This window comes from Pseudomonas sp. P7779, assembly GCF_013386315.1.
In the GTDB taxonomy this organism is placed as follows: domain Bacteria; phylum Pseudomonadota; class Gammaproteobacteria; order Pseudomonadales; family Pseudomonadaceae; genus Aquipseudomonas.
Genome location: NZ_JACARZ010000005.1, coordinates 232,108 through 258,252 on the forward strand (window position 1 = coordinate 232,108; position 26,145 = coordinate 258,252).

General features: G+C 61.3%; 28 protein-coding genes and 1 pseudogene. 14 read left to right on the forward strand and 15 right to left on the reverse strand.

Features of this window, described 5'->3' with window-relative positions:
* Positions 1-24: 24 nt before the first annotated feature.
* The 5 genes from HX869_RS02710 to dadA form a co-directional block, all read right to left on the reverse strand.
* Entirely contained in the window at positions 25-441 is a 417-nt protein-coding gene (locus tag HX869_RS02710) for a cytochrome c5 family protein (protein WP_003208757.1), read from the reverse strand.
* A 182-nt stretch (positions 442-623) separates the two neighbouring features.
* Complete coding sequence (locus tag HX869_RS02715) at positions 624-1,172, reverse strand: cupin domain-containing protein (RefSeq protein ID WP_003208755.1); 549 nt, start codon at positions 1,170-1,172, stop codon at positions 624-626.
* A gap of 116 nt (positions 1,173-1,288) precedes the next feature.
* A complete protein-coding gene (gene alr / locus HX869_RS02720; protein WP_102370158.1) occupies positions 1,289-2,365 on the reverse strand; it encodes an alanine racemase in 1,077 nt (358 codons plus the stop codon).
* An 80-nt stretch (positions 2,366-2,445) separates the two neighbouring features.
* Complete coding sequence (locus HX869_RS02725) at positions 2,446-2,799, reverse strand: RidA family protein (protein ID WP_003208752.1); 354 nt, start codon at positions 2,797-2,799, stop codon at positions 2,446-2,448.
* Positions 2,771-4,072 (reverse strand): D-amino acid dehydrogenase, encoded by a 1,302-nt coding sequence (dadA, locus tag HX869_RS02730; protein ID WP_178902709.1) that lies wholly within the window; start codon positions 4,070-4,072, stop codon positions 2,771-2,773. Before dadA ends, HX869_RS02725 begins: the two co-directional genes overlap by 29 nt.
* A gap of 156 nt (positions 4,073-4,228) precedes the next feature.
* Here dadA and HX869_RS02735 point away from each other — a divergent pair, with 156 nt between their 5' ends.
* Positions 4,229-4,717: an Lrp/AsnC ligand binding domain-containing protein gene (locus HX869_RS02735; protein WP_003206849.1), complete on the forward strand. Its 489-nt coding sequence runs from the start codon at positions 4,229-4,231 to the stop codon at positions 4,715-4,717.
* 38 nt (positions 4,718-4,755) lie between these two features.
* Here the strand turns inward: HX869_RS02735 and HX869_RS02740 are convergent, their stop codons facing one another.
* Entirely contained in the window at positions 4,756-5,109 is a 354-nt protein-coding gene (locus HX869_RS02740; RefSeq protein WP_008439419.1) for a YkgJ family cysteine cluster protein, read from the reverse strand.
* 115 nt (positions 5,110-5,224) lie between these two features.
* Between HX869_RS02740 and HX869_RS02745 the strand changes: the two genes are divergently transcribed.
* Complete coding sequence (locus tag HX869_RS02745; protein ID WP_178902710.1) at positions 5,225-6,517, forward strand: FAD-binding oxidoreductase; 1,293 nt, start codon at positions 5,225-5,227, stop codon at positions 6,515-6,517.
* Position 6,518: 1 nt separating this feature from the next.
* Here HX869_RS02745 and HX869_RS02750 read toward each other — a convergent pair whose 3' ends face one another.
* On the reverse strand, positions 6,519-6,755 hold the full coding sequence (locus tag HX869_RS02750) for a DUF1127 domain-containing protein (RefSeq protein WP_178902711.1): 237 nt from the start codon (positions 6,753-6,755) through the stop codon (positions 6,519-6,521).
* A 164-nt stretch (positions 6,756-6,919) separates the two neighbouring features.
* On the opposite strand from HX869_RS02750, the gene HX869_RS02755 reads away from it, so the two are divergent.
* Together HX869_RS02755 and HX869_RS02760 are read left to right on the forward strand one after the other, a co-directional pair.
* The gene (locus tag HX869_RS02755; RefSeq protein ID WP_177116587.1) at positions 6,920-8,344 is read left to right on the forward strand and encodes a PLP-dependent aminotransferase family protein; all 1,425 of its coding nucleotides are present in this window, start codon (positions 6,920-6,922) and stop codon (positions 8,342-8,344) included.
* A 62-nt stretch (positions 8,345-8,406) separates the two neighbouring features.
* Entirely contained in the window at positions 8,407-9,969 is a 1,563-nt protein-coding gene (locus tag HX869_RS02760) for a phospholipase D family protein (protein WP_178902719.1), read from the forward strand.
* A 124-nt stretch (positions 9,970-10,093) separates the two neighbouring features.
* Here HX869_RS02760 and HX869_RS02765 read toward each other — a convergent pair whose 3' ends face one another.
* Together HX869_RS02765 and HX869_RS02770 are read right to left on the reverse strand one after the other, a co-directional pair.
* The gene (locus tag HX869_RS02765; RefSeq protein WP_102370161.1) at positions 10,094-11,236 is read right to left on the reverse strand and encodes an MFS transporter; all 1,143 of its coding nucleotides are present in this window, start codon (positions 11,234-11,236) and stop codon (positions 10,094-10,096) included.
* Between the two features lie 156 nt (positions 11,237-11,392).
* Entirely contained in the window at positions 11,393-12,886 is a 1,494-nt protein-coding gene (locus HX869_RS02770) for an aldehyde dehydrogenase (RefSeq protein ID WP_003213259.1), read from the reverse strand.
* 230 nt (positions 12,887-13,116) lie between these two features.
* Between HX869_RS02770 and HX869_RS02775 the strand changes: the two genes are divergently transcribed.
* Positions 13,117-13,479 (forward strand): cupin domain-containing protein, encoded by a 363-nt coding sequence (locus HX869_RS02775; protein WP_003213261.1) that lies wholly within the window; start codon positions 13,117-13,119, stop codon positions 13,477-13,479.
* A gap of 70 nt (positions 13,480-13,549) precedes the next feature.
* Here HX869_RS02775 and rpmG read toward each other — a convergent pair whose 3' ends face one another.
* Together rpmG and rpmB are read right to left on the reverse strand one after the other, a co-directional pair.
* Positions 13,550-13,705 (reverse strand): 50S ribosomal protein L33, encoded by a 156-nt coding sequence (rpmG, locus tag HX869_RS02780; RefSeq protein ID WP_003176906.1) that lies wholly within the window; start codon positions 13,703-13,705, stop codon positions 13,550-13,552.
* Positions 13,706-13,716: 11 nt separating this feature from the next.
* A complete protein-coding gene (rpmB, locus tag HX869_RS02785) occupies positions 13,717-13,950 on the reverse strand; it encodes a 50S ribosomal protein L28 (protein ID WP_003213263.1) in 234 nt (77 codons plus the stop codon).
* A gap of 458 nt (positions 13,951-14,408) precedes the next feature.
* On the opposite strand from rpmB, the gene HX869_RS02790 reads away from it, so the two are divergent.
* Positions 14,409-16,001, forward strand: coding sequence for an ABC transporter substrate-binding protein (locus tag HX869_RS02790; RefSeq protein ID WP_178902712.1), 1,593 nt, complete (start codon positions 14,409-14,411; stop codon positions 15,999-16,001).
* Between the two features lie 28 nt (positions 16,002-16,029).
* Here HX869_RS02790 and radC read toward each other — a convergent pair whose 3' ends face one another.
* Entirely contained in the window at positions 16,030-16,704 is a 675-nt protein-coding gene (gene radC / locus HX869_RS02795) for a DNA repair protein RadC (RefSeq protein ID WP_087693709.1), read from the reverse strand.
* Between the two features lie 130 nt (positions 16,705-16,834).
* Here radC and coaBC point away from each other — a divergent pair, with 130 nt between their 5' ends.
* The 4 genes and pseudogenes from coaBC (at position 16,835) to argB (ending at position 21,103) form a co-directional block, all read left to right on the forward strand.
* Entirely contained in the window at positions 16,835-18,043 is a 1,209-nt protein-coding gene (gene coaBC, locus HX869_RS02800) for a bifunctional phosphopantothenoylcysteine decarboxylase/phosphopantothenate--cysteine ligase CoaBC (RefSeq protein ID WP_008439425.1), read from the forward strand.
* Positions 18,044-18,048: 5 nt separating this feature from the next.
* Complete coding sequence (gene dut / locus HX869_RS02805; protein WP_003213270.1) at positions 18,049-18,504, forward strand: dUTP diphosphatase; 456 nt, start codon at positions 18,049-18,051, stop codon at positions 18,502-18,504.
* A 252-nt stretch (positions 18,505-18,756) separates the two neighbouring features.
* A pseudogene (locus tag HX869_RS02810) lies at positions 18,757-20,178 on the forward strand (phosphomannomutase/phosphoglucomutase); the annotation flags it as partial.
* Between the two features lie 19 nt (positions 20,179-20,197).
* Positions 20,198-21,103 carry an acetylglutamate kinase gene (gene argB / locus HX869_RS02815; RefSeq protein ID WP_003213275.1) on the forward strand — a complete coding sequence of 302 codons (906 nt, stop codon included), beginning with the start codon at positions 20,198-20,200 and terminating at the stop codon, positions 21,101-21,103.
* A 168-nt stretch (positions 21,104-21,271) separates the two neighbouring features.
* Here argB and pyrE read toward each other — a convergent pair whose 3' ends face one another.
* Entirely contained in the window at positions 21,272-21,916 is a 645-nt protein-coding gene (gene pyrE, locus HX869_RS02820; protein ID WP_003213276.1) for an orotate phosphoribosyltransferase, read from the reverse strand.
* Positions 21,917-21,998: 82 nt separating this feature from the next.
* Here pyrE and HX869_RS02825 point away from each other — a divergent pair, with 82 nt between their 5' ends.
* Positions 21,999-22,778, forward strand: a complete 780-nt coding sequence (locus HX869_RS02825) for an exodeoxyribonuclease III (protein ID WP_003176915.1) — start codon at positions 21,999-22,001, stop codon at positions 22,776-22,778.
* A 58-nt stretch (positions 22,779-22,836) separates the two neighbouring features.
* On the opposite strand, the gene HX869_RS02830 is transcribed toward HX869_RS02825, so the two are convergent.
* Positions 22,837-23,205, reverse strand: a complete 369-nt coding sequence (locus HX869_RS02830) for a DUF4870 domain-containing protein (protein ID WP_003213278.1) — start codon at positions 23,203-23,205, stop codon at positions 22,837-22,839.
* A 22-nt stretch (positions 23,206-23,227) separates the two neighbouring features.
* Positions 23,228-23,950, reverse strand: coding sequence for a ribonuclease PH (gene rph / locus HX869_RS02835; RefSeq protein WP_003213280.1), 723 nt, complete (start codon positions 23,948-23,950; stop codon positions 23,228-23,230).
* 217 nt (positions 23,951-24,167) lie between these two features.
* Here rph and HX869_RS02840 point away from each other — a divergent pair, with 217 nt between their 5' ends.
* The 3 genes from HX869_RS02840 (at position 24,168) to rpoZ (ending at position 26,094) form a co-directional block, all read left to right on the forward strand.
* A complete protein-coding gene (locus HX869_RS02840; protein ID WP_102604063.1) occupies positions 24,168-25,031 on the forward strand; it encodes a YicC/YloC family endoribonuclease in 864 nt (287 codons plus the stop codon).
* Positions 25,032-25,042: 11 nt separating this feature from the next.
* A complete protein-coding gene (gene gmk, locus HX869_RS02845) occupies positions 25,043-25,663 on the forward strand; it encodes a guanylate kinase (protein WP_003213284.1) in 621 nt (206 codons plus the stop codon).
* A gap of 167 nt (positions 25,664-25,830) precedes the next feature.
* On the forward strand, positions 25,831-26,094 hold the full coding sequence (rpoZ, locus tag HX869_RS02850) for a DNA-directed RNA polymerase subunit omega (RefSeq protein ID WP_003176920.1): 264 nt from the start codon (positions 25,831-25,833) through the stop codon (positions 26,092-26,094).
* The last annotated feature ends 51 nt before the right edge of the window (positions 26,095-26,145 follow it).

Below are 26,145 nucleotides of genomic sequence, written 5' to 3' on the forward strand. Positions count from 1 at the left end.
GCGGCTCTTTTGGCGAAGATCGGTTTATTTAAGACCCGACATCTTCTCGATTGCACCTTTAAGCTCGGCATCCGAGCAATCGGCGCAGGTGCCTTTTGGCGGCATGGCGTTCAAGCCGGTAATGGCCTTGGCCAGCAGGCCATCGAGGCCACCCTGATGGTCCGCGCGGTCTTTCCAGGCGGCGGTGTCACCGATTTTCGGTGCGCCCAACAGGCCGGTACCGTGGCAAGCGTTGCAGTGCTTGGCGATTACGTCATCCGGCGATTTCGCACCGCCGCCGCCGCCCGCAGCCACTGCCACTTCCATCCCCTTGCACTCTTGCCCCTGGACGCACACCTGGCCTACAGGCTCCAGGCGCTTGGCAATTTCATCATTGGTCGCAGCTTGAGCGCTGACAGCCCATAGGGCCAGTACGGTTGCTGGTGCAGCCAGCATTTTCATAATTAGGTTCACGCGTTCACCCTCAATGGTGGCTATTCACGCCTGCGGCCACGGTTTCGCAGGCGGCGAAAGTATAACGGTTAGCCCGCCCCGCCGAAACAACCCTATTAACCAAGGGGAGATTCAGCAAGACAGAATGCTGCTGCGGGCGTCTCTGCGACATAGGCAGGACGCCTCTTTTCTTAAAAGTTCGCGGGTGTGGCTGCGCTGATTAGTCGCGCCGGCACTTCGAACGGATTGCGAAAACGGTGCGGCTTGGTGCTTTCAAAGTAGTAGCTATCGCCGGCTTCGAGCACAAAAGTTTCAAGGCCGACCACCAGTTCCAGGCGACCTTCTACCAGGATCCCGGTTTCCTCGCCCTCGTGGGTGAGCATCTCTTCGCCGGTATCAGCACCTGGCGGGTAGATCTCGTTGAGGAACGCAATCGCCCGGCTCGGGTGCGCGCGGCCCACCAGTTTCATGGTGACGGCGCCGTCGGAGATATCGATCAGCTCATTGGCTTTATAGACGATCTGGGTCGGTTTTTCCTGGAGGATCTCCTCGGAAAAGAACTCCACCATCGACATGGGAATGCCGCCCAGCACCTTGCGCAAGGAGCTGATGGAGGGGCTGACACTGTTTTTTTCGATCATCGAAATGGTGCTGTTGGTGACGCCCGCGCGCTTGGCTAGCTCACGCTGGGAAAGACCTTTCAGTTTACGGATGGATTGCAGTCGTTCGCCGACGTCCAATGCAGGAGCCTCCTAGGATTCAGGCGTTGTTGTAATTGAGCGTTATCATGGCGACAGCGTTCAGTATTTACAACACTTTGGCCTAAATCCCGGGATCTGCCATTCGTGGGTGCCGCTCAAGCGCCGGAATAGAGCCGTGGCACTCGGCGCAGGTTGCAGAAGATCTGGTACGGAATGGTGTCGGCGGCGGTGGCAACATCACTGGCGAGGATGTTTTTGCCCCACAATTCGACGGTGGAACCGAGCCCGGCCTGGGGCACGTCGGTCAGGTCGACACACAGCATGTCCATCGACACACGGCCCAGCAACTGGCTGCGCTGGCCGGCCACCAGCACCGGGGTGCCGGTGGGTGCGTGGCGCGGGTAGCCGTCGGCGTAGCCCATGGCAACTACCCCGATGCGCATCGGTTTCGGGGTAATGAACCTGGCGCCGTAGCCCACAGGTTCGCCGGCCGGCAGTTCACGTACGCAGATGACTTTCGATTCGAGGGTCATCACCGGCTGCAAACGCGCGGCGATGGCCTGGTCTTCGCCAAACGGCGTGGCGCCGTAGAGCATGATGCCCGGGCGTACCCAGTCACTGGAAACGTTCGGCCAGCCCAGCACCGACGGCGAGTTGCGCAGGCTGACCTGGGCCGACAAGCCCTGGCGCGCCGCTTCAAACACCGCTACTTGCTCTTCGCTGCTGGTGCTGTCCAGCTCATCGGCGCGGGCGAAGTGGCTCATCAGCACGATCTTCGCGACTTTGCCGCTGGCCAGCAGGCGCTGGTAAGCGTCGTGATAATCCTTGGGGTGCAAGCCAACGCGGTGCATGCCCGAATCAAGCTTGAGCCAGACGGTCAGCGGCTTGCTGAGTTGCGCCTGTTCAATCGCGTCCAGCTGCCACAGCGAATGCACCACGCACCAGAAATCATGCTCGATGATCAGCGGCAGCTCGTCGGCTTCGAAAAAACCTTCGAGCAACAGCACCGGCCCGCGAATCCCGGCGGCCCGCAGCTCCAGCGCTTCCTCGATGCAGGCCACGGCAAACCCGTCCGCCTCGGCTTCCAGCGCCTGGGCAACACGCACGGCACCGTGGCCGTAGGCATCCGCCTTGATCACGGCGAGGGCCTTGGCCCCACCCGTGACTTCACGGGCCAGTTGGTAGTTATGGCGCAGGGCTTGGAGGTCGATCAGGGCACGGGCAGGACGCATGGCGGCAGGCTTCTAGGCGGCGGTGGGAAGAAAAAACCGGTACCCGCTGACAACGCAGGCACCGGGAGAGGATTTTTTGCTTACGGCAGAGCGGCCACAACCGACAGCTCCACCAGGATTTCCGGTTCGCAGAGTTTCGCTTCAACCGTGGCACGGGCCGGCGCGACGCCTTTTGGCAGCCACTTGTCCCATACCGCGTTCATCCCGGCGAAATCGGCGTCAATGTCTTTCAGGTAGATGGTCACCGACAGCAGCTTGGTCTTGTCGGTACCGGCCAGGTCCAGCAAACGCTCAATATTGACGAGGGTTTCGCGGGTCTGCTGTTCAATCCCGGCACTCATGTCGTCGCCGACCTGCCCTGCCAGATACACGGTACCGCTGTGAACAACGATCTGGCTCATGCGCTCATTGGTGAGCTGGCGCTGGATTGACATGTTTTGCAGACTCCTGGTGGTTGCCATAACGGGAAATATCGAGGCCTTCGGCACTGATTTGCGGGGTTTTCTTCGCCATCAGGTCGGCCAGCAAACGACCAGAGCCACAGGCCATGGTCCAACCGAGGGTGCCGTGGCCGGTGTTCAGAAACAGGTTTTTGAACGGGGTAGCACCCACGATCGGCGTGCCGTCTGGCGTGGTCGGGCGCAGGCCGGTCCAGAAACTGGCCTGGCTCAAATCACCGCCCTGAGGATAAAGGTCGTTGACGATCATCTCCAGGGTTTCCCGCCGACGCGGGTTCAGCGACAGGTCAAAACCGGCTATCTCAGCCATGCCACCGACGCGGATACGGTTGTCGAAACGGGTGATCGCGACCTTGTAGGTCTCATCGAGAATGGTCGAGGTCGGGGCCATCGCCGGGTTGGTGATCGGCACGGTCATCGAGTAACCCTTGAGCGGGTACACCGGCGCCTTGATTCCCAGCGGCTTGAGCAATTTCGGCGAGTAGCTGCCGAGGGCCAGCACGTAGCGGTCGGCAGTTTCCAGCTTGCCGTCGATCCACACGCCGTTGATCCGGTCACCGGCGTAGTCCAGGCGCTGGATATCTTGCTCGAAGCGGAATTCGACACCCAGTTGCTTGCACATTTCGGCAAGACGGGTGGTAAACATCTGACAGTCGCCGGTCTGGTCGTTCGGCAGGCGCAGGGCACCGGCGAGGATATCGGTGACGCTGGCCAGGGCTGGTTCAACCCGGGCAATGCCGGCGCGGTCCAGCAGCTCGTAAGGCACACCGGACTCTTTCAACACGGCGATGTCCTTGGCAGCACCGTCCAGCTGAGCCTGGGTACGGAACAGTTGGGTAGTCCCCAAAGTGCGCCCTTCGTAGGCGATGCCGGTCTCGGCACGCAGCTCGTCGATGCAATCGCGGCTGTATTCGGACAGGCGCACCATACGCTCCTTGTTCACCGCATAACGGCTGGCGGTGCAGTTGCGCAGCATCTGCGCCATCCACAAGTACTGGTCGATATCGGCGGTGGCCTTGATCGCCAGGGGCGCATGGCGCTCCAACAGCCATTTGATAGCCTTGAGCGGCACACCCGGCGCAGCCCATGGCGAGGCGTAGCCTGGCGAGATCTGCCCGGCGTTGGCGAAACTGGTCTCCATGGCCACAGCCGGCTGACGGTCGACCACGACCACTTCAAAACCAGCTCGTGCCAAATAGTAGGCACTGGCCACGCCAATGACACCGCTACCCAAGACCAGAACGCGCATTTTTATTCCCTCATCACGGCTTGACCGCTGACGTTTGTTGTTCAGCACAAAGATGTGGGCAGTATAAAAAGCAATCACCAGTGCATTTCACTATATAACTGCCTATATTTGGCGACAATTCTCGGCAAAAACCCTTTTCACGGAGGAGCATCCCCTATGCGGACCAACACTCAGACCAAGCGGGAGCTGGACAAGATCGACCGCAACATCCTGCGCATCCTGCAGGCCGACGGGCGAATTTCGTTTACTGAACTGGGGGAAAAGGTCGGGCTGTCGACCACGCCGTGCACCGAGCGGGTCCGGCGCCTGGAGCGCGAAGGGATCATCATGGGCTACAACGCCCGGCTCAACCCGCAGCATTTGAAGGGTAGCCTGCTGGTGTTTGTCGAGATCAGCCTCGACTACAAGTCCGGCGACACCTTTGAAGAATTCCGACGCGCCGTGCTGAAACTGCCCCACGTGCTGGAGTGCCACCTGGTGTCGGGGGATTTCGACTATCTGGTGAAGGCGCGCATTTCGGAGATGGCGTCGTACCGCAAATTGCTCGGCGATATCCTGCTCAAGCTGCCCCACGTACGGGAGTCCAAGAGCTATATCGTGATGGAAGAGGTGAAAGAGAGCCTGAACCTGCCGATCCCGGATTAAGACAGCACCACAGGCCAATGTGGGAGCGGGGACATCCGCTAGACCAATACCTGACGCGTCGACGCCATGTACGCATGAATCTGCTTTTCCACCCGTGGGTGGATCAGCTCCACCGGGCGGCGGTCGTTGGGGCATGGCAAGGTCGGCGTGGTGCCGAACAAGCGGCAAATCAGCGGGCGCTCGTCGTACACGGTGCAGCCATTGGGGCCAAGGTGCACGCAGTTGAGTTCGTCCATCGCCGCTTCCTGCTCGGCAGCGGTCTTGCGCGGCAGGCGCGACATTTCCTCGGTGGACGTGGTCACCGGCCCACAGCAGTCGTGGCAACCCGGGACACACTCGAACGAGGGAATCTGCCGGCGCAGCGCGTTGACTTTCTGACTGTTGCAACTCATCGACACAGGGACCGAACGGCGAATAGGCGTGGATTCTGCCCTAAAAGCCCCCGGTGAGACAGCTTCGCCCGACCGCTGTATCCTGCGTCAAATTTTCCAAACAGGGATGCTCCCCATGACCGCCAGCGCCCGGCACGCCAATTCCTACTACGCCGCCAGCAGTTTCCCGCAGCCTGATTATCCGGTGCTGACAGGTGAAATCGTGGCCGATGTGTGCGTGGTCGGCGGCGGCTTTTCGGGGCTCAACACCGCTCTGGAACTGGCCGAACGGGGTTTCAGCGTGGTCCTGCTGGAAGCCCGCAAGATTGCCTGGGGCGCCAGCGGGCGTAATGGCGGGCAACTGATTCGTGGCGTCGGTCATGGCCTGGATCAGTTCACCAACGTCATCGGCACCGAGGGCGTGCGCCAGATGAAATTGATGGGCCTGGAAGCCGTGGAAATCGTGCGCCAGCGGGTCGAACGTTCGCAGATCGCCTGCGACCTGACCTGGGGCTACTGCGACCTGGCCAACAAACCCCGCGACCTGGAACACCTGGCCGCCGACGCCGAAGAGCTGCAAGGCCTTGGCTATCGCCATGAAGTGCGCCTGCTGCAAGCCAGCGAGATGCGCAATGTGATCGGCTCCAACCGCTATGTTGGCGGCATGATCGACATGGGCTCCGGCCACCTGCACCCGCTGAACCTGGCTCTCGGCGAGGCAGCCGCTGCACAGCAGTTGGGCGTCCAGTTGTTCGAGCATTCCGAGGCGGTGCGGATCGATTACGGCCCGGAGGTCAACGTTCACACCGCCCAGGGCAATGTGCGCGCCAAGACCCTGGTGCTGGGCTGCAATGCTTATTTGAACGGCCTCAACCCGCATCTGAGCGGCAAGGTGCTGCCCGCCGGCAGCTACATCATCGCCACCGAGCCCTTGAGCGAAGCCCAGGCAGCCGAGTTGCTGCCGCAAAACATGGCGGTGTGTGACCAGCGGGTGACGGTGGATTACTTCCGGCTGTCAGCCGACCGACGCTTGCTGTTCGGCGGTGCCTGCCATTACTCCGGACGGGATCCGAAGGACATCGGTGCCTATATGCGTCCGAAAATGCTGCAGGTGTTCCCACAACTGGCCAACGTGAAAATCGACTACCAGTGGGGCGGGATGATCGGCATTGGCGCCAACCGCCTGCCGCAGATTGGCCGACTGGCCGACCAGCCCAATGTGTATTTCGCCCAGGCCTATGCCGGCCATGGCCTCAACGCCACCCACCTGGCAGGCAAGCTGTTGGGCGAAGCCATCAGCGGCCAGCAAAGCGGGCGCTTTGATCTGTTTGCCAAGGTGCCGCACATCACTTTCCCGGGCGGCAAGCATTTGCGCTCGCCGCTGCTGGCGCTGGGAATGCTCTGGCACCGATTGAAAGAACTGGTCTGAATCAGCCGCGCCAGAAGGGCTTCAAGCCTTCCCGGCGCGCCTGCTCGGCACTCAGGCCCACGTCTCGCAGTTGCTCGGGGGTCAGCTCCAGCAAGGTTTTGCGCGTATGCATGCGGTGCCAGAACAACGCCCATGAACTGAGTGTGGGGACCTTGGTACGCGCCGCCATGCGCCGCTCCTGCCCGGCTTCCAGTTCCTGACTGTGTAACGCCAACCGCACATCGCTCATACCGCTCATTTTCTGCCCCTCATTAACGTGTTGCCATGAGTACGTAGGATGAGCCGGCGCGTAAAACCATGACAGATTCAACCACCCTGTATTAAATCCATACAGATACTGCCTATCCGCCGCTGAATCCTGTATTTTCGGCCTATCTGTACTGGTAACCGGGAAGCACCGCCATGACCCTATACGTCAACCTCGCCGAACTGTTGGGCACGCGCATCGAGCAGGGCTTCTATCGCCCGGGCGACAGATTGCCGTCAGTTCGGGCCTTGAGTGTGGAGCATGGGGTCAGCCTGAGCACCGTGCAGCAGGCCTACCGCTTACTGGAAGACAACGGACTGGCGATGCCCAAACCCAAATCCGGCTACTTCGTACCGGTGGGCCGCGACTTGCCGGCATTGCCCGCCGTAGGCCGCCCGGCCCAGCGCCCGGTGGAAATTTCCCAGTGGGACCAAGTGCTGGAGCTGATCCGCGCGGTGCCACGCAAAGACGCCATACAGTTGGGCCGGGGCATGCCGGATGTATTGTCGCCGACCATGAAACCCCTGCTACGCAGCCTCGCCCGGATCAGTCGGCGCCAGGACATGCCGGGGCTGTATTACGACACTATCCACGGCAACCTGGACCTGCGTGAACAGATTGCCCGCCTGATGCTCGATTCAGGCTGCCAACTGACGCCCCAGGACCTGGTGATCACCACCGGCTGCCACGAGGCCCTGTCCGCCAGCATCCACGCCATTTGCGAGCCCGGCGACATCGTTGCCGTCGACTCGCCAAGCTTCCACGGCGCCATGCAAACCCTGAAGGGCCTGGGCATGAAAGCCCTGGAAATCCCCACCGACCCACTCACCGGTATCAGCCTGGAAGCGCTGGAACTGGCACTGGAACAATGGCCGATCAAAGTCATACAGTTGACCCCCAACTGCAACAACCCACTGGGCTACATCATGCCGGAGTCGCGCAAACGCGCACTGCTGACCCTGGCCCAGCGCTTTGACGTGGCGATCATCGAAGACGACGTGTATGGCGAACTGGCCTACAGCTACCCGCGGCCACGCACCATCAAGTCCTTCGACGAAGATGGCCGCGTCGTACTGTGCAGCTCTTTCTCGAAGACCCTCGCACCCGGCCTGCGGATTGGCTGGGTCGCACCCGGTCGCTATCTGGAGCGTGTGCTGCACATGAAATACATCAGCACCGGCTCCACCGCGACCCAGCCGCAGATCGCGATTGCCGAGTTTCTGAAAGGTGGGCATTTCGAGCCACATTTGCGGCGGATGCGCACGCAATACCAGCGCAATCGCGACCTGATGCTCGATTGGGTCAGCCGCTATTTCCCGGCAGGCACCCGCGCCAGCCGCCCCCAGGGCAGTTTCATGCTGTGGGTGGAACTGCCGGAAGGCTTCGATACCCTGAAACTCAACCGGCTGCTGGTGGATGAAGGTGTACAGATTGCCGTGGGAAGTATCTTTTCCGCCTCCGGCAAGTACAGGAACTGCCTGCGCATGAACTACGCTGCCAAACCAACGCCGCAGATTGAAGAGGCTGTACGCAAGGTCGGCGCGACCGCCATCCGGTTGCTGGCCGAAGCGATGGACTGACCTTTTACGGGAAATAGCCGTCATATGCCGACAATCGCCCTGATTCGGAACCCATGTCATTGATGACCCACCGGCTATTACCGTTTTTCCTGCTGGGCATCCTGGCCCTGGGCGGCTGCGCCACCATCGACGCGCCACGCACACCCAGCGAGGCGCTGCCGGCCAGCGAATCTTCCTTCGGCCGCTCGATCCAGGCCCAGGCCGCTCCCTACAAAGGCCGCTCCGGGTTCCGCCTGCTGCCCAACAGCAGCGAAGCCTTCATGGCCCGCGCCGAACTGATCCGCAACGCCCAGACCAGCCTCGACTTGCAGTACTACATCGTCCACGACGGCATCAGCACCCGCATGCTCGTGGATGAACTGCTCAAGGCCGCCGACCGTGGCGTGCGCGTGCGCATCCTGCTGGACGACACCACGAGCGACGGCCTGGACCAGATCATCGCCACCCTCGCCGCCCACCCGCAGATCCAGATTCGCCTGTTCAACCCGCTGCACCTGGGCCGCAGCACCGGCGTGACGCGGGCCATGGCGCGGCTGTTCGACCTGTCGCTGCAACACCGGCGCATGCACAACAAGCTGTGGCTGGCAGACAACAGCGTGGCCATCGTTGGCGGGCGCAACCTGGGGGATGAGTATTTCGACGCCGAGCCCAACCTCAACTTCACCGATATCGACATGCTCAGCGTGGGCCCGGTGGCCGAGCAACTGGGCCACAGTTTCGATCAGTACTGGAACAGTGCCCTGAGCAAACCCATTGGTGACTTCGTCAGCAGCGCTTCCAAAGGCGACCTGGCCAGTGCCCGCGTACGCCTGGAAGATTCCCTTGCCGAGTCTCGCCAACAAAACCATGCCCTGTACAACCGCCTGCGCACCTACAAGACCCAGCCGCGCATGGACATCTGGCGTCGCGAGCTGATCTGGGCCTGGAACCAGGCGCTGTGGGATGCGCCGAGCAAGGTGCTGGCCAAGGCCGATCCGGATCCACGGCTGCTGCTGACCACCCAACTGGCGCCGGAGTTGGAAGGTGTCAGCCATGAGCTGATGATGATTTCGGCTTACTTCGTGCCCGGGCGGCCCGGGCTGGTGTACCTGACCGGTCGCGCGGACGCCGGCGTATCGGTAAGCCTGCTGACCAATTCCCTGGAAGCCACCGACGTACCGGCCGTGCACGGCGGTTATGCGCCCTATCGCAAGGCGCTGCTGGAACACGGGGTGAAGCTATACGAGTTGCGCCGCCAGCCGGGAGACGGTGGCGGCAGCGGCCCTCATCTGTTCCGCAAAGGTACATTCCACGGTTCGGATTCCAGCCTGCACAGCAAGGCGATCATCTTTGATCGGGAGAAATCCTTCATCGGCTCATTCAACTTCGACCCGCGCTCGGTGCTGTGGAACACCGAAGTCGGGGTGCTGGTGGACAGTCCCGAACTGGCGGAACACGTGCGCAACCTGGCACTGGAGGGCATGGCGCCCCCGTTGAGCTACCAGGCAAAGCTGCAGGATGGTCAGGTGGTATGGGTGACCGAAGACAACGGCCAACTGCACACCCTGACCCGCGAACCCGGCAGTTGGTGGCGCCGGTTCAATGCCTGGTTTGCTACATCCGTCGGGCTGGAACGCATGCTTTAAGAACAGCGACGGGACCTGTGGGAGCTGGCTTGCCTGCGATGGCGGAGTGTCAGTTTACGTATCCGGTGCTGACACTCCGCCATCGCGGGCAAGCCCGGCTCCCACAGGTGATCGCATTTCAAGTTCAGGCGGGTTGTGCGGCGCCGAACGCACCTTGGCGCAGCAACAGGATCACCAACCCCAACGCCCCCGCCGCCATCAACAACGGCAACGCATGCCCGCTGATCCACTGGCTGCCGGCACCGGCCACCAGCGGGCCGATCAGGCAGCCAATGCCCCACAGCTGCGCGATATGCGCATTGGCGCGCACCAGTGCGTCGTCGCGGTAGCGCTCGCCAATCAGGATCAGCGACAGGGTGAATAACCCGCCGGCGCTGGCCCCGAACAGCACCCACACCGGCCAGATCATCAGCGTATCGAGCAACAGCGGAATCGCCAGGCTCGTCACCAGCAGCATCAGCGCGCAGCCGAGAAACAGCGTGCGCCGAGGCAGGTAGTCCGCCAGCGCGCCAATCGGCAGTTGCAGCAACGCATCACCGACCACCACCGTGCTGACCATCGCCAGAGCAATCTCGGCGGTGAAACCCTGTTGCAGGCAATACACCGGCAACAACGTAAGAATCATCGCCTCGAATGCGGCGAACAACGCCACCGCCCAGGCAATCGCCGGCAAGCCCTGGCAGAAGCGCAGCAGGTCGCCAAAGGTCACGCTGAAAGACTCGGCAGTCGGCGCACCGGAACGGCCCAGCAGCAGGATCGGCGAGCACGTCAGCAGACCGACACCCACCCAGAAGCCAATATCGTTGTCCGTACCCAGCGCGCCCAGCAGCAACGGGCCCGACAGCTGGCTCAAGGCATAGCTGCAGCCATACAGCGCCACCAGACGGCCGCGCCAGCGTTCGATCACCAGTTGGTTGATCCAGCTTTCGCCGAGGATAAACACGATGGTCAGGATCACCCCGATCATCAGCCGCAACACCAGCCATACCGGGTAGCTGGGCAATACCGCCAGCAAGCCGATGGAAATCGCCCCCGCCCACAGGCACAGGCGCATCAGGTTCGCCGTGCCCAGGCGCGAGGCCAGGCCGCTGGAGACCTTGGCACCCAGCAGCACACCGAAGGCCGGCATCGCCGCCATGACTCCGATGGCGAAGCTGCCATAGCCCCAGCTTTCCAGGCGCAGGGACACCAGCGGCATGCTCACGCCCAAGGCCAGGCCCACGCTCAAGACCGACGCCAACACGGCGAAATAGGTCGCCCAACGCATTTCCACGCTCCTGTGGATGATTTGGAGATCACACAAAACAGTGTGGGAGCGGGCTTGCTCGCGAATGCGGTGTACCAGTCAATACATCAGCGACTGTGATACCTCATTCGCGAGCAAGCCCGCTCCCACATTTTTTACAGCGGTGTTCCTGGAGGCTTACAACTTGATCCAGGTCGCCTTCAGCTCGGTGTACTTGTCGAACGCGTGCAGCGACTTGTCGCGGCCGTTACCCGACTGCTTGAAACCACCGAACGGTGCGGTCATGTCGCCGCCATCGTACTGGTTGACCCATACGCTGCCGGCACGCAGGGCCTTGGCAGTCAGGTGCGCCTTGGAGATGTTCGACGTCCACACCGCAGCGGCCAGGCCGTATTGGGTGTCGTTGGCGATCGCAATGGCTTCTTCCACGCTGTCGAAGGCAATCACCGACAGCACCGGGCCGAAGATTTCTTCCTGGGCGATCTTCATGGCGTTGGTCACGCCGTCGAAAATCGTCGGCTCGACATAGGTGCCACCGCTTTCCTGCAGCGTGCGCTTGCCGCCGGCCACCAGCTTGGCGCCATCGGCATGCCCGGCTTCGATGTACGACAGCACGGTGTTCATCTGCTGGGTATCCACCAGCGCACCGACCGTGGTGGCCGGGTCGAGCGGGTTGCCCGGCTTCCAGGCCTTGAGGGCCTCGATCACCAGCGGCAGGAATTTATCCTTGATCGAACGCTCCACCAGCAGGCGCGAACCGGCGGTGCACACTTCGCCCTGGTTGAAGGCGATGGCGCCGGCCGCGGATTCGGCGGCGGCTTGCAGGTCCGGGGCATCGGCAAACACGATGTTCGGGCTCTTGCCGCCAGCTTCCAGCCAGACGCGCTTCATGTTCGACTCGCCGGAGCGAATCAGCAGTTGCTTGGCGATCTTGGTGGAACCGGTGAACACCAGGGTGTCGACGTCCATGTGCAGCGCCAGGGCGTTGCCCACGGTATGGCCATAACCCGGCAGCACGTTGAACACGCCTTTCGGGATGCCGGCCTCAACCGCGAGGGCAGCGATGCGGATGGCAGTCAGCGGTGATTTTTCAGACGGCTTGAGGATCACCGAGTTACCGGTGGACAACGCCGGCCCGAGTTTCCAGCAGGCCATCATCAGCGGGAAGTTCCACGGCACGATGGCCGCGACAACGCCGACGGGCTCACGGGTCACCAGGCCCAGCTGGTCGTGAGGGGTGGCTGCGACTTCATCGTAGATCTTGTCGATGGCCTCGCCGCTCCAGCTCAGCGCTTGCGCCGCGCCTGGGACGTCGATGTTCAGGGAGTCGCTGATCGGCTTGCCCATGTCCAGGGTTTCAAGCAGTGCCAGCTCTTCGGCGTTGGCCTTGAGCAGGCCGGCGAAACGGATCATGGTGGCTTTGCGCTTGGCTGGCGCCAGGCGCGACCAGGCACCGGAATTGAACGTGGCACGGGCGTTTTCTACGGCACGCTGGGCGTCGGCGACGTCACAGCTGGCAACGGTTGCCAGCAGGCGGCCATCGACTGGGCTCAGGCATTCGAACGTGTCGCCGGAAACGGCGGCGGTGTATTCGCCATTGATGTAGGCGCGGCCTTCGATCTTCAGATCCTTGGCGCGTTGTTCCCAGTCGGCACGGGTCAGGGTGGTCATGCGAGTGTCCTCCTCTTATTGAATACAAGGGCCGGGCGATGTACCCAGGCACCTTCGAAGAATTCTTGCCCGGCCAGCCAGCTGTTCGGCTCAAGGCAGCTGCCACCCTAAACCAGCGGCGATGGATGTTTCAATATATTTGACATAACGGCAGCAAACGCCCTTGCGATGTTCATTTTAATAAACATAGACTTTGAGCTCTCCAACCGCAGGCCAGACGGGACACGCCCATGAACATCCAGAATATCGTCGACTTCAGCCAGGCCAGGACCGAGCCAGATCGCTACCGTCCGGCTGCGGAGAAAATCCTCAAGGGCGACCCGGAGCAAACCGTCTACAACCACTACAACAGTCCGTGCGGCCAGATGAGCGCCGGGGTCTGGGAAGGTGAAGTCGGACAGTGGAAGGTCAACTACACCGAGCATGAGTATTGCGAGATCGTGCAGGGTGTTTCGGTGTTGCGCGATGCCGACGGCAACGCCAAGACCTTGCGGGCCGGTGATCGCTTCGTCATTCCGGCCGGCTTCAGCGGCACCTGGGAAGTGCTGGAACCCTGCCGCAAGATCTACGTGGTGTTCGAAGAAAAGGCCTGATCATTTAACAGGCACAAAAAAAAGCCCGCATCGTGAGATACGGGCTTTTTTTCACAAGAAAGAAAACCAATTACTTGATTTTGCCTTCTTTGTAGATCACGTGCTTGCGAACGCGCGGGTCGAACATTTTCTTTTCGAGCTTGTCCGGGGTAGTACGCTTGTTCTTGTCGGTAGTGTAGAAGTGACCAGTACCGGCGCTAGAGATCATTCGAATCAATTCACGCATGATTTAGCTCCTTAGATTTTGCCGTCGCGGCGCAGTTCGGCCAGCACGACAGTGATGCCGCGCTTGTCGATAACACGCATGCCTTTGGCAGATACGCGCAGACGAACAAAACGTTTCTCTTCTTCAACCCAAAAGCGGTGATGCTGCAGGTTTGGCAGGAAACGACGACGGGTTTTGTTGTTTGCGTGGGAAATGTTATTCCCAGTCACCGGACCCTTACCGGTAACTTGACAGACTCTCGACATGCCTCAGCCCTCTAAAACCACATGCCCAACCCGGCATGGGTTGGCCGCTTAATCTCTCAGTCATTTGGCGCCAGGCGCCGCGTTTCTTTAGGGTCTTACCGGCTACACCTACTAGCGAAGGAACCGGGCCCCTAGAAAAGAGCGCTGCTTTATACCAGAAAGACCCCAGTGCAACAACAGGCCGTGTACTTTTATACGCGTAAATCCAGGCCATGGACGCCTGAACCGTTGCCAGGGTGGGCCGCTATAGAAGCTAACCGCTCGTCGCACAGAATGATTTACAGCGCCCGCGCGCACTGCAAAGTGCTCGGCAAAACGACCTGAGGCGCCATCAAAACAGTATTTGCGGCAAAAGCACAGGCAAAAATGGGCTAGTCATTTGTCAATCAGCCCACTACGGTAGGACTTTTCCAGACTGCACTCGCAGATGGGCCTTCGATCTGCAAAGGAAACCGAATATGCGCCTCGCTGCCCTACCGCTATTGCTAGCCCCTCTTTTTATTGCTGCACACGCCCAGGCGGCCACTACCCTGAGCGTCTGCACCGAAGCCAGCCCCGAAGGCTTCGACGTGGTGCAATACAACTCGCTGACCACCACCAACGCCTCGGCAGACGTATTGATGAACCGCCTGGTGGACTTCGACGCCACCAGCGGCAAGCTGGTCCCGAGCCTCGCGGACAGCTGGGAAGTGTCGCCGGACGGCCTCACCTACACCTTCAAGCTGCACCCGGACGTTAAATTCCACCGTACCGACTACTTCACGCCGAGCCGCAGCCTGACCGCCGAAGACGTGCGCTTCAGCTTCGAGCGCATGCTCGACCCGGCCAACCCCTGGCACAAGATCGCCCAGAGCGGCTTCCCCCACGCCCAGTCGCTGCAGTTGCCCACGCTGATCAAGAAGATCGACGCCCTCGACCCGCTGACCGTGCGCTTCACCCTGGACCACGCCGATTCGACCTTCCTCGCCGCCTTGAGCATGGGCTTTGCCTCGATCTACCCGGCGGAATATGCCGACAAACTGCTCAAGGCCGGCACCCCGGAGAAGCTCAACAGCCAGCCTATCGGCACCGGGCCGTTCATTTTCGGGCGCTTCCAGAAGGACGCGACGATTCGCTACAAGGCCAACCCGGATTACTTCGCCGGCAAGCCTGCGGTAGATAACCTGATCTTTGCGATCACCCCGGACGCCAACGTGCGCCTGCAGAGACTGCGTCGCGACGAGTGCCAGATCGCCTTGTCGCCCAAGCCCCTGGATATTGATGCCGCCCAGAAAGACGCCGACCTGAAGATCGAGAAAACCGCGGCCTTCATGACCGCGTTTGTCGCCATCAACAGCCAGCATCCGCCACTGGACAAGCCGGAAGTTCGCCAGGCGATCAACCTGGCCTTCGACAAGGCCAGCTATCTGAAGGCCGTATTCGAAGGCACCGCCGAAGCCGCCAACGGCCCTTACCCACCCAATACCTGGAGCTATGCCAAGGACCTGCCGGGCTATCCGCAGGACATTGCCAAGGCCAAGCAACTGCTGGATCGCGCCGGGCTCAAGGATGGCTTCAAGACCACGATCTGGACCCGGCCGTCGGGCAGCCTGCTGAACCCCAACCCCAGCCTGGGCGCACAACTGCTGCAGGCGGACCTGGCCAAGGTCGGCATCCAGGCTGAAATCCGTGTGATCGAGTGGGGCGAACTGATCCGCCGCGCCAAGGCCGGCGAGCACGACTTGCTGTTCATGGGCTGGGCCGGTGACAACGGCGACCCGGATAACTTCCTGACGCCGCAGTTCTCCTGCGCGGCCGTGAAGTCCGGCACCAACTTCGCCCGCTACTGCGACCCGGCGCTGGACAAGCTGATCAGCGCCGGCAAGACCACCAGCGAACAAGGCGTGCGCAGCAAGCTGTACCAGCAGGCCCAGGCGCAGATCCAGCAACAGGCGCTCTGGCTGCCACTGGCGCACCCGACCGCGCTTGCGCTGACCCGCAAGAATGTCGAGGGGTATCAGGTGAGCCCGTTCGGGCGCCAGGATTACTCCAAGGTCAGCGTCAAGCCCTGACCCCTGCCAGGGGCTGGCATGCCAGCCCCTACATCCACCCAAATTCCGCCATCGACAGCGGGTCACCCTCCCCCACAATGATGTGGTCCAGCACACGCACGTCCACCATCTCCAGCGCCTTTTGCAGCACCTTGGTCAATTTTCGATCAGCGATGCTGGGCTCGGGGCTGCCGGAAGGATGGTTGTGGCACAGGATCAGCGCCGCGGCGTTGTAGTCCAGCGCGCGCTTCACCACTTGTCGCGGGTAGACGATGGCGTTGTCGATGGTGCCTTGAAACAGCTTTTCGAAACCCAGCACTCGATGCTTGGCGTCGAGAAACAGGCAGCCGAATATCTCGTGAGGCTCGTGGCGCAGCAGTGCCTTGAGGTAGTCGCGCACGGCCTCCGGGCTTTCCAGCACCGAATCGTTGCGCAGGCGTTCAGCCAAATGGCGGCGCGCCATCTCCAGTACGGCTTGAAGCTGGGCGAACTTCGCCGGCCCCAACCCCAAATGCTGGCTGAACACCGGCTGCCTCGCCTCCATCAGCGCCCGCAGGCTGCCAAATTGCGCCAGCAGATGGCGCGCCAGGTCCACGGCACTTTTGCCTGACACCCCGGTGCGCAGGAAAATCGCCAGCAATTCCGCGTCGGAAAGGTTCTCCGCTCCCAGCTCCAACAGCTTCTCCCGCGGACGCTCTGCCGCAGGCCAATCGCGAATACTCATGGCACCTCCGTGTGCATGTGCGCCGCTGTTGCATGGCGGACGCTGTGGTATCTTAGGCCATCTTTTTGCGTGCGATTTCACCTGGGGAGGGGGCATCGCAACGCCATCACTGAACTGGAAAGGCAAGCCAATGCAGCGTCTGTATCGGAAACGCATCGTTCTCGGCGTCGGCGGCGGCATTGCCGCCTACAAGAGCGCAGAGCTGGTTCGCAGGCTTCTCGACCAAGGCGCCGAAGTGCGCGTGGTCATGACCCGTGGCGGCAGTGAATTCATCACCCCGTTGACCATGCAGGCCTTGTCCGGCCACCCGGTTCACCTCGACCTGCTGGACCCTGCGGCCGAAGCCGCCATGGGCCACATCGAGCTGGCCAAGTGGGCCGACCTGGTGCTGATCGCCCCGGCCACCGCCGACCTGATCGCCCGCCTGGCCCAAGGCATTGCCGACGACCTGCTGACCACCCTGGTACTGGCCACCGACGCCACCGTCGCGATCGCCCCGGCCATGAACCAGGCCATGTGGCGCGACCCGGCCACCCAGGCCAACACCCAACTCCTGCAAAGCCGCGGCCTCAAGGTTTTCGGCCCGGCCTCCGGCAGCCAGGCCTGCGGCGACGTGGGCATGGGCCGCATGCTCGAAGCCACCGACCTGGCCCACTGCGCCGCCGACTGCTTCCAGCACCTGGCCCTGACCGGCAAGCACGTGCTGATCACCGCCGGCCCGACCCAGGAAAACATCGACCCGGTGCGCTACATCACCAACCATAGCTCAGGAAAAATGGGCTTTGCCCTGGCGGAAGCGGCGGTCGAGGCAGGCGCCCGTGTGACGTTGATCACCGGCCCGGTGCATCTGCCGACCCCGGATCGCGTCACCCGAATCGACGTAGTCAGCGCCCGCGACATGCTGGCGGCCTGTGAAGCGGCGATTCCCTGCGACCTGTTCATCGCTTCGGCTGCGGTAGCGGACTACCGCCCCGAGGTGGTTGCGCCGCAGAAACTCAAGAAAGACCCTACAAGCGGCGACGGCCTGCTCCTGCAAATGGTCCGTAACCCGGACATCCTGGCGACCATCGCCACCCGTGAGGACCGCCCGTTCAGCGTCGGTTTTGCCGCCGAAACCGAGCATTTGCTGGACTATGCCGCACGCAAATTGAAAGACAAAAACCTCGACCTGATTGTCGCCAACGATGTCGCCAACCCGAGCATCGGCTTCAACAGTGAGGAAAATGCCATCAGCGTGATCGACCGCGAGTTGCACGCTACCGTTTTCGCCCAGACCAGCAAGGGCAAGATTGCCCGCCAACTGATCTCTTTTATCGCCCAACGGCTGAACCAGGTTTAATTTCCATGCACGCTTTGCAAGCCAAGATCCTCGACCCCCGCATCGGCAACGAATTCCCGCTGCCGGCCTACGCCACACCAGGCTCCGCCGGCCTCGACCTGCGCGCCATGCTCAAGCAGGACACCGTGCTTGAGCCAGGCCAGACCATTCTGATTCCGACCGGCCTGTCGATCTACGTGGGCGACCCCGGCCTGGCGGCGCTGATCCTGCCGCGCTCCGGCCTGGGCCACAAACACGGCATCGTCCTCGGCAACCTGGTGGGGCTGATCGACTCGGACTACCAGGGCGAGTTGATGGTGTCCTGCTGGAACCGTGGCCAGACCGCGTTCAATATCGCCGTCGGCGAGCGCATTGCCCAACTCGTGCTGGTACCGGTGGTGCAGGCGCACTTCGAGCTGGTCGAAGAGTTCGACGAAACACAACGCGGCGCAGGTGGCTTCGGGCATTCCGGCAGCCACTGACTAAGCTGAATTGACTTAGCCGAACAAGCCGGGTGCCTCACCCGGCCTGATGCCAACGCATGGCCTTTCAGGATGAAGAATGCGCGGAACTTACCAGCAAGGTTTCCCCAGTGAAATCAGGGCATTAAGCGGGCAAAAGGGCGGAGCTTCGGCGCCGATGGCACTTTTGCACCACGAACTCTATGCCAAAAACGCCGTCTTACCCTTCAGTTTGAGCCTGCCGGTCAGCACCCTTGAGGCCAGCCCAGCCCCTTATCGATGGAGTTCCCCCCCGCAATGAGCAACCCAGCCCGAGTCGCCCCGACATTTCCCGACAGCATTTTCCGCGCCTATGACATTCGTGGCGTGGTCCCCAAGACCCTGACCGCCGAGACCGCCTACTGGATCGGCCGCGCCATTGGCTCCCAGAGCCTGGCACAGGGCGAGCCCAACGTTTCCGTAGGCCGTGATGGCCGCCTGTCCGGCCCCGAGCTGGTCGAGCAACTGATCCAGGGCCTGGCCGACAGCGGTTGCCACGTCAGCGACGTGGGCCTGGTGCCGACGCCTGCGCTGTACTACGCAGCCAACGTACTGGCCGGCAAGTCGGGCGTGATGCTCACCGGCAGCCATAACCCGTCGGACTACAACGGCTTCAAGATCGTCATCGCTGGCGATACCCTCGCCAACGAACAGATCCAGGCCCTGCACACCCGCCTGAAGACCAACGACCTGACCAGCGGCGAAGGCAGCGTCACCAAAGTCGACATCCTGCAGCGCTACTCTGACCAAATCACCGGCGACGTCAAACTCGCGCGCCGCCTCAAAGTGGTGGTGGACTGCGGCAATGGCGCGGCCGGCGTGATCGCCCCGCAACTGCTCGAAGCCCTGAACTGCGAAGTGATCCCGCTGTTCTGTGACGTCGACGGCAACTTCCCGAACCATCACCCGGATCCAGGCAAGCCCGAGAACCTGGTGGACCTGATCGCCAAGGTCAAGGAGACCGGGGCTGACGTCGGCCTGGCCTTCGACGGTGACGGCGACCGCGTTGGCGTGGTGACGGACACCGGCGAAAACGTGTTTGCGGACCGCCTGCTGATGCTGTTTGCCCGCGACGTGGTTGCGCGCAACCCAGGTGCCGAAATTATCTTCGACGTGAAGTGCACCCGCCGCCTCACACCGCTGATCAAGGAATACGGCGGTCGCCCGCTAATGTGGAAGACCGGCCACTCGTTGATCAAAAAGAAAATGAAAGAAACCGGCGCGCTGTTGGCCGGCGAAATGAGCGGCCATGTGTTCTTCAAGGAGCGCTGGTTCGGCTTTGACGACGGCATTTACAGCGCCGCTCGTCTGCTGGAGATCCTCAGCAAGGAAAAATCGACCGCGCAGGAGCTGTTCCAGACCTTCCCGAATGATATTTCTACGCCAGAGATCAATATCCATGTGACCGAGGAGAGCAAATTCAGCATCATTGACGCACTGCACGATGCGCAATGGGGCGAAGGCGCCGACCTGACCAGCATTGATGGTGTGCGAGTCGATTACGCCAAAGGCTGGGGCCTGGTTCGCGCATCCAACACCACACCGGTGCTGGTGCTGCGTTTCGAGGCGGATACCGAGGCTGAGTTGCAGCGCATCAAGGACGTGTTCCACGCCCAGTTGAAACGTGTTGCCCCTGATCTCCAATTACCGTTCTGATTTTTTACCGGAGCCCTGAATGACCCTCGAACGCGAAGCCGCCGCCAATACCGCCAAGGTCCTTTCCGAAGCGTTGCCTTACATTCGACGCTACGTCGGCAAGACGCTGGTGATCAAGTACGGCGGCAATGCCATGGAAAGCGACGAGCTGAAAACCGGCTTTGCCCGCGACATCGTGTTGATGAAAGCCGTCGGGATCAACCCGGTGGTGGTGCACGGTGGCGGCCCGCAAATCGGTGACCTGCTCAAGCGCCTGTCCATCGAGAGTCACTTCATCGACGGCATGCGTGTAACCGACGCCCAGACCATGGACGTGGTGGAGATGGTCCTGGGCGGCCAGGTGAACAAAGACATCGTCAACCTGATCAACCGCCACGGCGGCAGCGCCATCGGCCTGACCGGCAAGGACGCCGAACTGATCCGGGCGAAGAAGCTCACCGTGACCCGCAAGACCCCGGAGATGACCCAGCCGGAAATCATCGACATCGGCCAGGTGGGCGAAGTGATCGGCATCAACACCGACCTGCTGAACCTGCTGGTGAAAGGCGATTTCATTCCGGTGATCGCGCCGATCGGTGTCGGTGCCAACGGTGAGTCCTACAACATCAACGCCGACCTCGTGGCCGGCAAGGTGGCCGAGGCGCTGAAGGCCGAGAAGCTGATGCTGCTCACCAACATCGCCGGCTTGATGGACAAGGAAGGCAAGGTCTTGACCGGCCTGACGACCCAGCAAGTGGACGACCTGATCGCCGACGGCACCATCTACGGCGGCATGCTGCCGAAGATCCGCTGCGCGCTGGAAGCGGTGCAAGGCGGCGTTGGCAGCTCGTTGATCCTGGATGGCCGGGTGCCGAATGCGATCCTGCTGGAAATCTTCACCGATACCGGTGTGGGTACCCTGATCAGCAACCGCAAGCGCCCCTAAGCGCTGGTAAACAAAAAGGCCCCGTTCAATTCGATTGAACGGGGCCTTTTCTATGTACTCGGTCTAAAAATGTGGGAGCGGGCTTGCTCGCGAAAGCGGCGGGTCAGTCGACACATATATCAACTGACAAGCCGTATTCGCGAGCAAGCCCGCTCCCACATGGATCTTCTAAACGCCGAACTGCTCGCGATAAGCCTTGACCGCCGGCAAATGCTGCTTGAGCTGCGGGTCATCTTCCAGGAACTGCAACACCTGGTTCAGGGACACGATGCTCACCACCGGAATCGCGAAATCACGTTCCACTTCCTGGATCGCCGACAATTCACCGTTGCCGCGCTCCTGGCGGTTCAGCGCGATCAACACGCCGGCCGCCTTGGCGCCGTCCTGTGAAGCGATGATCTGCATCACTTCGCGAATCGCCGTACCGGCAGTGATCACGTCGTCGATGATCAGCACGTCGCCCTTGAGCGGCGCACCCACCAGGCTGCCGCCTTCGCCGTGGGCCTTGGCTTCCTTGCGGTTGAAGCACCAAGGCAGATCCAGCTCGTGATGTTCAGCCAACGCCACGGCGGTCGCGGCCGCCAGGGGGATGCCTTTGTAGGCAGGGCCGAACAGCACGTCGAAAGAAATACCGCTTTCAACGATGGCGGCCGCATAGAAACGACCCAGCTGCGCCAGGGCAGAACCCGAGTTGAAAAGGCCGGCATTGAAGAAGTAAGGGCTGGTGCGCCCGGACTTCAAAGTGAACTCACCGAAGCGCAATACGCCGCGATCGATGGCAAAACGAATAAAATCGCGTTGATACGCCTGCATGAAAAAAGCCTCAGATACCACGGATTTAGCTAATTAGGTAGACGGCGTGTATCATACACGCACGCGATTTTTGGGGCCATTTATGCGGATCATCAGTGTGAACGTCAATGGTATTCAGGCTGCAGTCGAGCGTGGTTTGCTCAGTTGGCTGCAAGCCCAGAATGCCGACGTCATCTGCCTGCAGGACACCCGCGCCTCCGCCTTTGAACTGGACGACCCAGCCTTCCAACTGGATGGCTACTTCCTTTATGCCTGTGATGCCGAAGTTCCCGCCCAAGGCGGCGTGGCTTTGTATTCGCGGTTGCAACCCAAGGCGGTCATCAGCGGCCTCGGCTTCGAGACAGCCGACCGCTACGGGCGCTACCTGCAAGCCGATTTCGATAAGGTCAGCATTGCGACCTTGCTGCTTCCATCAGGGCAGAATGGCGATGAAGACTTGAACCAGAAGTTCAAGCTAATGGACGACTTCGCCCGTTATCTGGATAAACAGCGGCGCAAACGTCGCGAGTACATTTACTGTGGCTCGCTGTACGTGGCGCAACAGAAGCTGGATATCAAGAACTGGCGCGACAGCCAGCAATCCCCGGGCTTCCTGGCGCCGGAACGGGCCTGGATGGACGAGATTGTCGGCAACATGGGCTATGTCGATGCCCTGCGGGAAGTCAGCCGCGAAGGCGACCAGTACAGCTGGTGGCCGGATAACGAACAGGCCGAGATGCTCAACCTCGGCTGGCGTTTTGACTACCAGCTGCTGACGCCAGGCTTGCGTCGCTTCGTGCGCAGCGCACGTCTGCCACGCCAGCCGCGCTTCTCGCAGCACGCGCCGCTGATCGTGGACTACGACTGGACCTTGACCATCTAAGGTCTTTTTCCAGGCACAAAAAAACCGACATCACTGTCGGTTTTTTTGTGGGCGGTGGTTATTTGATCAACCGCAATGTCCACGGATAACGATAAGCCACGCCCTTGTTGGCCTTGATGCCCGCAATGATCGTCATCACCACCGCGCCGATCACCAGCACGGTCATCAACACAAAGCCGATCACGATAAAACCCAGCAGGAAGCAGACCGCCCAGGCAATGCCCACGGTGATCTGGAAATTCAGCGCTTCCTTGCCCTGGTCATCAATGAACGGGTCTGCATCCTTCTTCACCTGCCAGAGAATCAAGGGCCCCAGCAGGCTGCCGAACGGGAACATCAGCCCGAAGAACGCCGCAAAATGACAGAGCATCGCCCACTGGCGAACTTCCTTGGACGGTGTCGGCAGTGGAAGTTGGCTGTCACTCATGGCGTCGCTCCTTGGGATTGAATCAGTCGGCCAATGCGGCGTTCTGCAGTTCGAAGATTTCGGTCATGCCCTTCTGGGCCAGGGCCAGCATGGCATTCAGGTCCGCCGGCTGGAATGGCGCGCCTTCGGCGGTGCCCTGCACTTCAATGAAACCACCGGTGCTGGTCATCACCACGTTCAGGTCGGTCTCGGCAGCCGAATCTTCAAGATAGTCCAGATCCAGCACCGGCTCGCCCTGATACATGCCGACCGATACAGCCGCGATCATCTGCTTGAGCGGATCGCCGCCTTTCAGGCCGCCACGTTTCTTGATGACTTTGAGCGCGTCGACCAGGGCAACCATGGCCCCGGTGATGGAGGCGGTACGGGTACCACCGTCGGCCTGGATCACGTCGCAGTCGACGTACAGTGTCACGTCGCCCAGCTTGGACATGTCCAGGGCTGCACGCAGGGAGCGACCGATCAGGCGCTGGATTTCCAGGGTGCGGCCGCCTTGCTTGCCACGGCTGGCTTCACGCTGGTTACGCTCGCCGGTGGCGCGCGGCAGCATGCCGTATTCGGCGGTCAACCAACCCTGGCCCTGGCCCTTGAGGAAACGCGGCACGCCGTTTTCGACGCTGACGGTGCAGATAACCTTGGTATCGCCAAACTCGACCAGTACAGATCCCTCGGCGTGTTTGGTGTAGTTGCGGGTGATGCGGATCGAGCGGAGCTGATCGGCAGCGCGACCACTTGGACGTTTCATAGGGGATACCTGTACGGAGGACGAAAAACTGCCGAGCATTATAGAGCCGCCAGCCCTGATCGGCACGGCTAAAAAATCCTGTTACAAACCCGGGCACCGAAGCCACTGTTTGGGGCCACCCGTCCCCTTGAGCTACAATCCTGCGCCTTCGCAGCCTGTCGGCTTCAATCTACCCATCAGCCCGCCTGTTTGCGGGACTGCATCGCGAGGTACCTCCATGGTGCACAGCATGACCGCCTTCGCCCGCGTCGAAAAAGCCGGCGTCCAAGGCACCCTGAGCTGGGAATTGCGCTCGGTCAACAGCCGCTACCTGGAGCCGCACCTGCGCCTGCCGGAATCGTTTCGCGACCTCGAAGGCGCGGTTCGTGAGGCACTGCGCCAGGGCATCTCCCGCGGCAAACTGGAATGCACCCTGCGCTTTACCGAGGAAACCACCGGCAAGCCGTTGCAGGTGGATCGCGAGCGCGCCGCCCAATTGGTCGCCGCCGCCGAAACCATCGCCGGCCTGATCAAGCAGCCTGCCGCCATCAACCCGCTGGAAGTCCTGGCCTGGCCCGGCGTGCTGGTGGCCGACGCCACTGACCCACAGGCGTTGAACGCCGAGGCGCTGACCCTGTTCAACCAAGGCTTGAAAGAACTCAAGGCCGGCCGCGAGCGTGAAGGGGCCGAACTGGCCCGCCTGATCAGCGACCGCCTGACCTCCATTGAAGAAGACGTGGTGACCCTGCGCGAACTGGTGCCGCAGATGCTTGCCACCCAGCGCCAGAAGGTCCTGGACCGCTTCGCCGACATGCAGGCCGAACTGGATCCGGTGCGCCTGGAGCAAGAGATGGTCCTGCTGGCGCAAAAAAGCGACGTGGCCGAAGAACTCGACCGCCTGAGCACCCACATCCTGGAAGTGCGCCGCGTGCTCAAGTCTGCCGGTGCCGCCGGTCGGCGCCTGGACTTCCTGATGCAGGAACTCAACCGCGAAGCCAATACACTGGGCTCCAAAGCCTTTGATCCGCGCAGCACCCAGGCGGCGGTCAACCTCAAAGTGTTGATCGAGCAAATGCGCGAACAAGTACAGAATATCGAGTAAGGCACCCTGACATGACCCACAGCACCGGCACCCTTTACATCATTTCCGCCCCATCGGGCGCGGGCAAAAGCAGCCTGGTCAAGGCCCTGACCGACGCTGACGAGCAGATCCGCATCTCGGTATCCCACACCACCCGCGCCATGCGCCCGGGTGAAGTGAACGGCGTGCACTACCACTTCGTCGAGCGCACCGAGTTCGTCAAGATGATCGAGCACGGTGATTTCCTGGAGCGCGCCGAGGTCTTCGGCAACCTCTACGGCACCTCGCAAAGCCACCTGCAGCAGACCCTGGACGAAGGCCACGACCTGATCCTGGAAATCGACTGGCAGGGCGCCGAGCAAGTGCGCCAGCTGATGCCCAAAGCCCGCTCGATCTTCATCCTGCCGCCTTCGCTGGAAGCGTTGCACCAGCGCCTGACCAATCGCGGCCAGGACAGCGACGAGATCATCGAAGGTCGCATGCGTGAAGCCGTCAGTGAAATGAGCCACTACGTCGACTACGACTACCTGATCATCAACGACGATTTCGCCCACGCGCTGGACGATCTGAAAGCGATTTTCCGCGCCAATCAGCTCCAGCAAAAGCGTCAGCAGCAGCGTTTCGGCAAATTATTGGCCGAACTGCTCGGCTGATTGGCTCTTCCCAAAACCGCTGCAGGGGCTTTACATTGGCACTTGTAGCGCGTTTGCGATGGCCTGCGAAAAATCAGCGCTTCCCTAAACGCTGGTGATTTTTTAAACTGTTCAGTCCGCTCGCCCAACCGGGCAGCGCGCATATTGCATTCGCTCCGAGGAATACCATGGCCCGCGTAACCGTTGAAGACTGCCTAGAACACGTGGATAACCGCTTTGAGCTGGTCATGCTCTCTACCAAGCGTGCCCGTCAACTGGCCACTGGCGGCAAAGAGCCCCTGGTCCAGTGGGAAAACGACAAGCCTACCGTTGTAGCCCTGCGTGAAATCGCTGAAGGCCTGATGAGCTACGAGTTCATCGCCAACGCCGAAATCGTTGAAGACGAACCGCTGTTCGCAGCGTTCGAGGACGAGTCCAACGAGGCCGTCTAAGCCTATGCCTGGTCGACGTAGCACGGCGCGGGGTCACAGCCAACGGCAGGA

Bases quoted from the DNA above. Each gene is read 5' to 3' on its own strand.
- rph (WP_003213280.1), bottom strand. From the start codon at position 23,950: ATGAAACGTCCAAGTGGTCGCGCTGCCGATCAGCTCCGCTCGATCCGC.
- alr (WP_102370158.1), bottom strand. From the start codon at position 2,365: ATGCGTCCTGCCCGTGCCCTGATCGACCTCCAAGCCCTGCGCCATAAC.
- HX869_RS02770 (WP_003213259.1), bottom strand. From the start codon at position 12,886: ATGACCACCCTGACCCGTGCCGACTGGGAACAACGCGCCAAGGATCTG.
- HX869_RS02760 (WP_178902719.1), top strand. From the start codon at position 8,407: ATGACCCACCGGCTATTACCGTTTTTCCTGCTGGGCATCCTGGCCCTG.
- HX869_RS02735 (WP_003206849.1), top strand. From the start codon at position 4,229: ATGCGGACCAACACTCAGACCAAGCGGGAGCTGGACAAGATCGACCGC.
- dadA (WP_178902709.1), bottom strand. From the start codon at position 4,072: ATGCGCGTTCTGGTCTTGGGTAGCGGTGTCATTGGCGTGGCCAGTGCC.
- HX869_RS02830 (WP_003213278.1), bottom strand. From the start codon at position 23,205: ATGAGTGACAGCCAACTTCCACTGCCGACACCGTCCAAGGAAGTTCGC.
- HX869_RS02710 (WP_003208757.1), bottom strand. From the start codon at position 441: ATGAAAATGCTGGCTGCACCAGCAACCGTACTGGCCCTATGGGCTGTC.
- dut (WP_003213270.1), top strand. From the start codon at position 18,049: ATGCACGCTTTGCAAGCCAAGATCCTCGACCCCCGCATCGGCAACGAA.
- HX869_RS02790 (WP_178902712.1), top strand. From the start codon at position 14,409: ATGCGCCTCGCTGCCCTACCGCTATTGCTAGCCCCTCTTTTTATTGCT.
- HX869_RS02825 (WP_003176915.1), top strand. From the start codon at position 21,999: ATGCGGATCATCAGTGTGAACGTCAATGGTATTCAGGCTGCAGTCGAG.
- rpmG (WP_003176906.1), bottom strand. From the start codon at position 13,705: ATGCGTGAATTGATTCGAATGATCTCTAGCGCCGGTACTGGTCACTTC.
- HX869_RS02840 (WP_102604063.1), top strand. From the start codon at position 24,168: ATGGTGCACAGCATGACCGCCTTCGCCCGCGTCGAAAAAGCCGGCGTC.
- HX869_RS02755 (WP_177116587.1), top strand. From the start codon at position 6,920: ATGACCCTATACGTCAACCTCGCCGAACTGTTGGGCACGCGCATCGAG.
- radC (WP_087693709.1), bottom strand. From the start codon at position 16,704: ATGAGTATTCGCGATTGGCCTGCGGCAGAGCGTCCGCGGGAGAAGCTG.
- coaBC (WP_008439425.1), top strand. From the start codon at position 16,835: ATGCAGCGTCTGTATCGGAAACGCATCGTTCTCGGCGTCGGCGGCGGC.
- HX869_RS02725 (WP_003208752.1), bottom strand. From the start codon at position 2,799: ATGTCAATCCAGCGCCAGCTCACCAATGAGCGCATGAGCCAGATCGTT.
- HX869_RS02765 (WP_102370161.1), bottom strand. From the start codon at position 11,236: ATGCGTTGGGCGACCTATTTCGCCGTGTTGGCGTCGGTCTTGAGCGTG.
- pyrE (WP_003213276.1), bottom strand. From the start codon at position 21,916: ATGCAGGCGTATCAACGCGATTTTATTCGTTTTGCCATCGATCGCGGC.
- rpoZ (WP_003176920.1), top strand. From the start codon at position 25,831: ATGGCCCGCGTAACCGTTGAAGACTGCCTAGAACACGTGGATAACCGC.
- argB (WP_003213275.1), top strand. From the start codon at position 20,198: ATGACCCTCGAACGCGAAGCCGCCGCCAATACCGCCAAGGTCCTTTCC.
- gmk (WP_003213284.1), top strand. From the start codon at position 25,043: ATGACCCACAGCACCGGCACCCTTTACATCATTTCCGCCCCATCGGGC.
- HX869_RS02750 (WP_178902711.1), bottom strand. From the start codon at position 6,755: ATGAGCGGTATGAGCGATGTGCGGTTGGCGTTACACAGTCAGGAACTG.
- HX869_RS02745 (WP_178902710.1), top strand. From the start codon at position 5,225: ATGACCGCCAGCGCCCGGCACGCCAATTCCTACTACGCCGCCAGCAGT.
- HX869_RS02775 (WP_003213261.1), top strand. From the start codon at position 13,117: ATGAACATCCAGAATATCGTCGACTTCAGCCAGGCCAGGACCGAGCCA.
- rpmB (WP_003213263.1), bottom strand. From the start codon at position 13,950: ATGTCGAGAGTCTGTCAAGTTACCGGTAAGGGTCCGGTGACTGGGAAT.
- HX869_RS02740 (WP_008439419.1), bottom strand. From the start codon at position 5,109: ATGAGTTGCAACAGTCAGAAAGTCAACGCGCTGCGCCGGCAGATTCCC.